The sequence below is a fragment of the Vibrio sp. MM46 genome, from assembly GCF_027587135.1.
In the GTDB taxonomy this organism is placed as follows: Bacteria; Pseudomonadota; Gammaproteobacteria; order Enterobacterales; family Vibrionaceae; genus Vibrio; species Vibrio harveyi.
Map to the genome: position 1 here is coordinate 41,901 of NZ_JAPPTO010000016.1, position 9,292 is coordinate 51,192.

The window sequence follows — 9,292 nt, forward strand, 5'->3', positions numbered from 1 at the left end:
TCAATTGTATCTGTCTGATTAAAGAGTTAATTGTTAATAAGCGCCACAGTATTAACTTAAGCTGTTTAAGTATTTGTCTGTTAAGCCAAAATATTTCAAGTTGCCGTCTGGCTCTAATACCAAGCTCATGTTCGAAGTGGCGATCAACCCCGGATCATTGGTAGAGAACACCACGGTTTTGTTTAGCAATTTATCGGTGAACAAGCGGTTGAAGTACTGAGCATTTTCTTGCTCAGCGCCATTAAATGGTTCATCAATGATGATCAGTGATTGTTCACAGCTTCCAAGCCCCAGCGCGAGGCGCAATTTCTGTTGAATACCGTTAGGTAAGTTCTTGCATTTATCTACGCTTAGCTGAGTGTTCAATCCTTCTGGCAACCATGCGTCGAGTTCGAAAAAGCTCACCATCTCTTGCATCTTTTCTGTTGGGATGAGTCCATTATGCAAGATGAAGTTAGTCTCCAATGAGCCTTCAAAAATGTGTAGATTAAACGGGATGTAGTTAATCGAGGTTCGGTAACGATAACTGTTGAACTGTTTGATGTTGTAGCCGTCTACCGACACTGCGCCTTGGTATCTATCCTCTAAACCCGCAAGAATGGAGATTAGCGTGGTTTTGCCGCAACCAGTCGATCCACAAATCACCACTTTCGCCCCTGGGGCAATTTTAAACCCGAGATTGGTTAAGCCTGTTGCCGCGCCAGTGTAGCGATGGCTCACACCGCTGCCGACAATGCTGCCTTGGAAGAGGCGAATAGGGGGGCTTTTCTCCAACGTTAGCTTGTCGTCATTCATCGCCATAAGGTTGTTGATTTGCGCAGAAGACGCCTTAATGGATTGGAATTTAGATATGGAGTTGTAGATACCCATTATCGGACCTAACGCCTTCCAGACTAAAATCACGGTGGCAAGCATGGCGCCAGCGTCAGACGTGCCATCCATTACGCCGATAACCGCAGTCACGATACTTGCGGTACCGATCACCTGAATCAAACTGCCACCTGCGGCTTGAACCTTGCTGTTGGTCACCGCAACGTTCTCTGCATCGTTGGTGCTTTGCATGTGTGAAGCGCTGAAGCGAGATTGAATAACGCGCAACAGTGGCAAGCCTTGAATGGTTTTGATGCCGCGAAGAATCTCATTCCATTGGTAAGAAACCATGGCGTTGGCGCGAGAGCTTTTCGACGTGGCTTGTGAGTAGATGTAACGAGAATAAACACAGAACAACAACATCAGAATCAACCCCGCCATGACGACCAATGCAGCGGTTCCTGACATGATGGCAATCGCGACAATGAACACGATAACAAACGGCATGTCGAAGTAGCTCAAGGTTGATTCTGCCGTTACCAATCGGCGGAATGTGTCGATGTCTTTTAAACGCGCCAACTGAGAAGACACGCCAGCGGTGGATGTCATCGCATACGGGAGCCATAGCAGCTTGGATATAACCGCTTGAGAAATGTGTACCGCCAAGTCCTTACCTGACGTGGCAATGATGTTGACTCGCATCTTCTTAAAAAAGTATTCCGAGAACCCAACAATCACGGCAAACAACGTGAGCCAATAGAGCGTGGCTTGGGAGCTAGACGTCAAGGCGAAGTTGTACACACTCATGATAAAGAAGGGTTGGAGCGCGCCCAGGATACTGATGACAAAGCTAAGAATAATCAGGCTTTTGAGTTCATTGTTGTAGCGATAGAACGCGTATTTAATCCAGTTACTGCGGTCTTGAGATTCTGGTGGCGGCTCTCGGAACAAGCGCGAGTATTCGCTGATCGAGACCAACAAACATGGCTTTTTGCAGAGCGGGTATTCAATGGTGTTGTTATTGGTGTAATCAAACAGGATCAGTTTGCCGTCTTTGGTGCCCAAGAAAATCGCAGTGAGGTTTTCTATCTCGATAAAACAAGGATGAGGGTGCCCCTCGATGTGCTCCAGTGTTTTTAATTTGGTGACGTCGCAACGGTAACCAAGGCGTTCAATCGTGGCGATAAAACTGTCGCTGTCTTTTGGTTTAGGGATAAAAGCGTCACTGAGGATAGAAGGTGTGCCTTCCCATTCAAGCGCTATGAGGGTGTAAGCTAAACCACGAATCAAAGGTGACTGATTGTATCGCTCGTCATAACTGCGAGCCTCAAAGTCCAACAAGCGCTGAGGGACATTATTAAAATCAACCAAAATACTCATTGGTCACCTCCGGTAAGTTTGACGCGTTTGAGGCGATGATTGAGTTTGTCCATCTTATTGCTGACGATGATGAGGATTTTGTCGTTGGCGCGATAGGCGGTACTGGTCAAAACCAATCGAGCAAAGTCGTCGTCATAAACACAGTCGATGTCGTCGAAGATCAACACTCGTTTGTTTGCAAGCAAGGCACGCACTAGCAGCAAGGCATAAGCAACTTGGCGCGAGAATGGGTTGCGTAAATGTCCTTTAAGCTCGGTGTAGAAACCTGCGGGAAGGGCATCGATTTGTGCTTTGATGCTCATGGTTTCGCAAAGCGCAAATGCGGTGTTGTTTAAGCTCGGGCGGAAACAAGTTAGGTTGTCGATGATGGTGCCTTCGACGAACGAACTGGTTTTGTCGACCATGAGCACGCTATTACGCCAGACGTTGTAGTTGACATCATCGAGTGGTGTCTCGTTGATTTGGATATCGAGCTTGCTGTCGATGTTTTGCCGCGTAATGCAGTTGGCGAGGTGGGTTTTGCCTGCGCCGCTTTTCCCTGTTAGCAAGTAAGCCTGACCGCGTTCAAACTCGATGCGTTGTTTTTCCGAATACTTCACCGAGATGCGCTCGACTTCTGTCGTGTCATTTTGCTGTTCTACAGACGCAGCAAGCTCAAGTAGTTCGGCGATACGTTGAATATGAAGCTTGTTCAACTCCCAGCGGCTCACCGTGCGCATCACTTGCTGGTATGGGGCGAAGTAACGGTTGGTAAGCATGATGATGGCTGCCATGATGCCTTGGCTAGATTGCATGTTGATAACGGCCGTGGCCAAAACCACCACCACACAAGCAATGGAGAGCTGTTGTATGAGCGACAAGATAAGGCTGAAGTTTGATTCAATTTGCTCGTACTTGATGTTCTCGACTTCACGCTCTTCCACCATTTGTGTCATCAAGCTCTCAACACGATATTCCATATTGCGCGCTTTGATATCAAGGGGGCTAGAGATGATCTCGATAATTTTCGAAGTGGTTAAGCCTTCGATGTCGGATTTGTTTTCTAGGCTGTTGATTTTTTGCTTGGAAAGACTGAGTGCGAACACCGCCAAAATGATGGAGGCGAGCAAGATAGTCACCCCTGCCCAAATGTTGATCAGACCGATAATCAGAATGGTCAGTATGCTGACGGCAAGGTTGATCAATGCCCGTACAGATTCTCCGCCAAAGAAGGATTTAATCTCTGGAATGGTGGCAATACGCTCTAGGTATTCACCGGGTTCTAGACGACGAAACTTCGAAATCTCAGCCAAACAGATGGATTGAAACACCTTGTTGGTTAAGTTGGTTTCGAACTGCTTCATGATCACCGACGAAATCTTCTCTTCCTGATTTTTTAAGTGATAGTCGAGGAAGATGGTGATCAAGATAATTGCAAACAGAAGAAACAGTGTGTCTTTGGCTTGGTTAGGTAAAACTCGGTCAAAGATAATCAGAATCGAAAAGGGCAGTACTAAACCAAACAGCGTCGAGATGACCGTTGAGAAAGTCAGGTAACATTTGTCAGCAAAGTTAATCTTTTGGGAAAAATGCTCAGTTTGCATTGCGACCTCCTTTCTTAATCGATGGTTTGGAGAGAAGGTGTTTTGGAACTAAGTCTTGATTGCTTCTGCCCTCGATATCGCTCATCAACTGCATGATGCTTTCGATGGATTGCACCGACAACATGCCTTTGATTTGCTCAAGATTGATCGATTCAATGATGTAGTCATAACGCGCGCTCTCGTAATCACGTAGCGCGCTAAACAGTTTACTTTCCGCTGCCAGTAAGTCGGTAATGGTTCGCGTACCAAGCTGGTAAGCGCGTTGAATGCCTTTGTAGGAGGCGTAGTTGGCACGGATGATGTTCTCGTAACTGCTGATGGCGCGGGAGAAGTCATTAATGTTGAGTACCGAGGTGTTAACGCTATTGCGCGTAGTGAACAACGAATCTTGGTACAGCAGTTCGGTTCGCTCGATGGCAGTTGATGATTTTTGATAACCGTAGTAATCCGAACCGCCGGAGAAAATCGGCACATTCAAGTTCAAACCGACGCTGGTGGAGTTACTGTCTCCTGTTGCGGTTGGGTCGGTTCGGTCATAGTTGTTCGCATCGTCGTAACGGTAACTGGCAGAGAGCGATACGGTCGGCACAAAGTTTGAACCGCTTTCTTTCAAGCCTCTTCGGCTGCGCTCTACCGTCTTCTTCGCAACCAATAAGTCGTTATTTAGCTTCAAAGCTTGCTCAAGAATCGCGCGTTGTTCGGATTCGCTGATTTCCGCCAAGGGCACGCTTTCGTAGATGTCCTGCGATGGGGTGACTGGGTATTGAACTTGAATCTCTAAACCGTTCAAAATCACACGTCGGTCTTTCTCTAGGGTTCTTAAGCGATTGGCAATGCCTTCTTTCTGAGCAATCACCTCATACAACTCGCTCGCCGCAGTGTTGCCAAGCTCCACGTTACGACGCATTTGGCGCTCACGTGTTTCAGACGATTTAAGCTCGACTTTGGTGGCTTTGATTTGTGCGTTGTTTTTCAGGTACTCGAAATATTGCGTCGCGATTTCAGAAATGGTGCTCTGGATTTTGTTCTCGTGTTTGATTTCTTCAATGTTGAAATCAAGCTTCGCGGTGCCGTATTTGAAGATGTCGCCAAGGTTAAACACCGATTGCGATAAAGACACGCTGTAGCTGTTTGAGTTGTAGCTAGAACGCGTATCCGGTGTTCCCGTTAATAAGGTTTCGTTTTCATTCCATGTGGTGTCAGCGGCACCGTTTAAAGAGGGCAGAAACTTAGAACGGCTAATGTCGATGTTGTATTCGTTTTCTTCCACGCCTTTGTCACTAGCGCGCAGAGATAAATTGTTTTCCAAGCCGAGTTTGACCGCCTCAAGCAAGGTGGTTGCCATCGCCGAAGGAGCATTGCTCAATGTAAGCGCTGCCAATACGCAGCTAGTTAAGTTTCTGTACCGCCACATACTTGTTGATCACCTTGATGATTTCGTCGTTTTTATAAGGTTTGCTGATCACGTAATCCATTCCAGCTTCGATACAAGCTTGGTGTTCATTACTGCTGGTCAATGCTGTCGCACCTATGATGGTGCAAGGGTTTTGTCCGCTCTCTTGTTCGTATTGTCGAATGCGTTTGGTTGCTTCAATACCGCCCATGCCTGGCATGATGCAGTCCATAAAAATGATGTCCGAGCGCTGATTCATGAAGTGCTGAACGGCGTCTGCGCCATCGCCAACGGTGTCGGCTTCGTATTCTTGCTTGCTCAAAATACGTTTGAGTAGAATCTGTTGAACACGGTCATCCTCAACAATCAGGAATGAGCTGTTCTCCATCTGATCTTCAGAGGCTTCCGCTTCCATGATTGCTAACAGGTTAGGGATGAACTCATATGGAATCGCAGGAGAGTTCAGAATCTTGTCGACAAAGGTATGGCTCTCTTGTGCTTGCTGAGTGCTAGTAACTGAAAGCAGCAATTTAGTATTCGGGTGATTGCGCAGTTGAGATTTCACGGTTTTGCTCAGGGAGGGCAGTTTGTTTGGCTCGAACGTGTCGGTCAGCATGATGGCATCGTATTCGCCAAAGGTTTTTGCAGCAGAGAAGAGCTCGTTCGGCGTTCGAATTGGTGTGATCTCTAAGCCCAAGTTGACCAGCATTTTGTTCATCACATCAATACGCAGCTGAGAATTGGCACACAGCAACAAACGTTTATTGTCGAAGCGAGTTTTCTCGGTGTGAAAGCTCTTGGCTTTTAAATCGAGCTGAATTTGAAAACGTTCCTGATTGCCCGATTGATACCAATGGCTCTCGTAATAGCCATAATCTTTCAACACGCTTTTCGCCAGATCGTCTTTGGTTGCAGTGTGCTGTTTATGGTCGCTCCAGTGTAGGGTATTGAGCTTGGCAAACGGCACATCCAGCGTGGTTAAGAAGTTTAGATTGATGGTCAGGCGAGTGTTTTCAATGTCTGACGCCGCCCCCGATTCAATGGTGACAAACAGTTTTTTGTCGGCTTTGAGTTGGATGGCGTTCGATAGCTGTAGGAACAACACCCAGAATAAGCTGGTGGATTGCCCTTCAACACGATTTGGCAAGTTATCCGAGATAAAGCAGTCTAATTCACCTTCATTTCGCTGCACTTTTGAACTGATGTGAATCATCAATTCAGACAGCACATTGAGCAGTGAAAACTCTTTCGATTTGCTCTCGGTCCCTTGTGAAATGAGTCGGTTGTAGTTCTCTGCCAACTCGGACAAGGTATTGGCAGCCGAGGTTATATCTTGCGCCATCAACACGCCGCTCTCATCGGTCTCTTGTACGAGATATTGCACGCCGCCGTTAATGGTGTTGGTGATGCCACGAATCTCGTAACCAATCAGAGCATAGAGCTGCTTGTAGAGATCGTTATTACGTTTTTGCTCTTCGAGTTTGCTGAAAATCAGTTTTAGGTGAGAGTAGATCTGACGCTGCTTCGGATTGATGCTCACTTCGTTCAGCAACTCTTCCAGCCTTTGTAAATCCAGTTGTTTGAGCTCTTGATAAAGCCCATCGAACTCTTGGTCAATGTCTCGCTCATTCGAACTGGATTTTTTCAGTTTTAGGATTGCCACCAAATTCGATAGAACGGCGATACCAACCAGCACGACAACGACCATAAACAACCAAATGAAGAACTCGTTTTTCTCCATCATTAGGTCGCTCGCGTGGTTGTTAAACATGGTGCGATAGTTGTCGTCCATTTGTAGGTAGTTATTGGTGAGCGAGAGATACAGTGCCAACACATCGTCACGCGTTTTTGAGCTGTCCGAGAAACGATTGATCGCCAGTTCAAGCTGCGTATATTCGGTCGCGCCTACCAAGCTAAACTCGGTTTTGTTGAGTGACGCGAGAGACTTAAACTGGTCAATTTCATTTTTCAGAACCTTAAAATCGAGCTCTGTTGTACTACAATAACGCGCGGCTAAACAGCGCTGAAGCGTTTGGATATCAAGTTCGATGGTTTGATTGAGTTGTTGAGCTTGAACCAAGAGAGGCGCGTTTTGCACTTGCTCCACTGAATCCACTTTTTCCCAAGAGACATACAAATAAAAGGCGAGGGCAGCCAGCACCAAGCTGAAAGCAATGCTAAGGCGCATAACAGGAACGGAAATATTGTAGGAAGGTTTGTTACTCATCCATTACCTCTCATCGAACGCGTCTTCGATAGCCGACATAACCGGCTTCGCAGCGTATTCGATAACCCGACGCGACCCTGTTTTCACGTCTGCGGTAAACTCCATGTAAGGGGATAGTTTGTATTGTGTGCCTCCACGCTCTAGATAGTTTTGGCTGATTTGGATTTCAGCGAGGTAGAATTCAGCGTCCTCTTCTTCATAGGACGAACGGCTGATCGACGCGATTCGACCTTCCAAAAATCCGTATTTGGCAAAGTTGTAGGTGTCCATCTTCACTTTGACTGCCTGTCCGATTTCAACAAAGCCCATGTCTTTACGTGGAATCTTCGCTTCGCCATGAAGGGAGTTATTAATCGGCGCAATGTCCGCGATACTTTCCCCCGGCGGTATCACGGCAGAGCGGAAGTTGAAGTGCACTTTATCCACCACACCATCAATAGGGGCGTAGACCACAAGACGATCCACTTTGTCTGAGTGTTGAGGACGAAGAATGCGTTTCAGCTTGAGATCTTTCTTCGCTTGAATGATTTGCGCTTGGTATTCGGAGTTGCGATTTTCCACCAAGTCACGGTATTGCTTCTCTAGCTTGTCCAGTTGAAAGCGCTCATTCATGACTGACTCATCAAGGTTTTCAATCTCACGTACCATGTTTGACTCTTGAACCTGCATATTCAGAACATCGACATAAGACGCCATTTCTTCTTTGTACAAGGTGTTTTTGATATTGAGCTGCTTTCGAATCAAAGAAAGCTGGTTCTCGGAGCTTTTGCGGCGCTTAAGCATAGAATCAATCAACGAGTTCTTGTGGTTGATGTCGTGAGTGATCAACTCTTCATTAGAGCGGTTTTTGGAAAACTCTTGCTGCCAGGTATTCATATTTACCTGAACGAGTTCTGGGTATTTTTCGATGTAGGCAGAGAAATCGGGCTCTACCATATCGCGCAGGCTTTCATAACGGAGTTTGTCTAACTCGAGCTGAATGATTTCGGTGTTCACCGTATCGAGTTGAGTGTTTCTATCCAAAGAGCGAATGCGCGCAATGGGTTGACCTTCGTAAACCACTTCGCCTTTGCGCACTAACATTTCTTCGAGAATACCGCCTTCAAGGTGTTGCACTTTTTCTACGTCAGATTCCAGTAATAGCTCACCGCGCACCGACACCACAATGTCGATACGAGCTTGAGACGCCACGGCGATCGCCAACATTGAAAGCAAAAAGATAACCAGCAATGTTTTGTGTACGCTGGTCATTGCACTGGCTAGCACGATCGTATCGTCTGCAGTCACCTTCGAAGACTCGTTGTTGGAAACGAGTGCCTTTCTGAGGTGGTGTTCGATCTGCTTGTTACTCATGATCCACCTCGGTTATTCATCATCAGTGCTGTCATCGATAGAGTTTTCGATATCTAACAGCTGGCTTATTTGTTTGTTCACGTTATTGAGCTCAGTTTTGATGTCCTCAATCAATTCATTAGGTGCAGGGAAGTGGTGCTTACTCAAATGCTCCAGCTTTGCCATCTTGGGTGGTAAATCATCATCACAAAGCAATACGAGAATAGTCTTCAGCTTTTTTGAGTAGCCGCTCAGCTCTTCAAAACGGTTTTGTTCATGCAGCATTTCGATGTTGATCGCCGCGCTGCTGAAATCCTTGTAAAAATCTCCCAATAGCAATTGCAGCCCTTTGTGGCTGTTGTCGACTGAGCGCAACAGATTCGTCATGTTTATCATTGTTCCACCGCCCTAATTGCTTTAATGACAATAACTAAGGATCTTTAAATTGCGTTTTCAAATTTTTTTTACCTCTTTCTGGTTAAACAACATGAGTATGAAAAAAGTTGGATAAAAAGTTGGATAAAAAAGTTGGTTTTCCAGAATGGTGTCCTTTACTGCCTCTAAACA

At 46.2% G+C, this 9,292-nt stretch carries 6 protein-coding genes; all 6 read right to left on the reverse strand.

Annotation, left to right across the window (positions count from 1 at the left end; translation table 11 throughout):
* Nucleotides 1–51: 51 nt before the first annotated feature.
* Genes OH459_RS17980 through OH459_RS18005 form a run of 6 tightly spaced genes read right to left on the reverse strand, consistent with a single transcriptional unit; the run spans nt 52 to nt 9,112 of the window.
* The gene (locus OH459_RS17980) at nt 52–2,190 is read right to left on the reverse strand and encodes an ATP-binding cassette domain-containing protein (protein ID WP_269987886.1); all 2,139 of its coding nucleotides are present in this window, start codon (nt 2,188–2,190) and stop codon (nt 52–54) included.
* Nucleotides 2,187–3,773, reverse strand: coding sequence for an ABC transporter transmembrane domain-containing protein (locus tag OH459_RS17985; RefSeq protein WP_269987888.1), 1,587 nt, complete (start codon nt 3,771–3,773; stop codon nt 2,187–2,189). Before OH459_RS17985 ends, OH459_RS17980 begins: the two co-directional genes overlap by 4 nt.
* Nucleotides 3,763–5,187, reverse strand: a complete 1,425-nt coding sequence (locus tag OH459_RS17990; protein ID WP_269987889.1) for a TolC family protein — start codon at nt 5,185–5,187, stop codon at nt 3,763–3,765. The genes OH459_RS17985 and OH459_RS17990 overlap by 11 nt, the downstream gene beginning before the upstream one ends.
* Entirely contained in the window at nt 5,162–7,393 is a 2,232-nt protein-coding gene (locus OH459_RS17995; protein WP_269987891.1) for an ATP-binding response regulator, read from the reverse strand. The genes OH459_RS17990 and OH459_RS17995 overlap by 26 nt, the downstream gene beginning before the upstream one ends.
* Before the next feature lie 3 nt (nt 7,394–7,396).
* Nucleotides 7,397–8,746, reverse strand: a complete 1,350-nt coding sequence (locus OH459_RS18000) for an HlyD family type I secretion periplasmic adaptor subunit (RefSeq protein ID WP_269987893.1) — start codon at nt 8,744–8,746, stop codon at nt 7,397–7,399.
* A 12-nt stretch (nt 8,747–8,758) separates the two neighbouring features.
* Nucleotides 8,759–9,112 carry a hypothetical protein gene (locus OH459_RS18005; RefSeq protein ID WP_269987895.1) on the reverse strand — a complete coding sequence of 118 codons (354 nt, stop codon included), beginning with the start codon at nt 9,110–9,112 and terminating at the stop codon, nt 8,759–8,761.
* Nucleotides 9,113–9,292 lie beyond the last annotated feature (180 nt).

Excerpts from the sequence above, each read along its gene's own strand:
- OH459_RS17985 (WP_269987888.1), bottom strand. The coding sequence starts at position 3,773 with ATGCAAACTGAGCATTTTTCCCAAAAGATTAACTTTGCTGACAAATGT.
- OH459_RS17980 (WP_269987886.1), bottom strand. The coding sequence starts at position 2,190 with ATGAGTATTTTGGTTGATTTTAATAATGTCCCTCAGCGCTTGTTGGAC.
- OH459_RS17990 (WP_269987889.1), bottom strand. The coding sequence starts at position 5,187 with ATGTGGCGGTACAGAAACTTAACTAGCTGCGTATTGGCAGCGCTTACA.
- OH459_RS18000 (WP_269987893.1), bottom strand. The coding sequence starts at position 8,746 with ATGAGTAACAAGCAGATCGAACACCACCTCAGAAAGGCACTCGTTTCC.
- OH459_RS18005 (WP_269987895.1), bottom strand. The coding sequence starts at position 9,112 with ATGACGAATCTGTTGCGCTCAGTCGACAACAGCCACAAAGGGCTGCAA.
- OH459_RS17995 (WP_269987891.1), bottom strand. The coding sequence starts at position 7,393 with ATGAGTAACAAACCTTCCTACAATATTTCCGTTCCTGTTATGCGCCTT.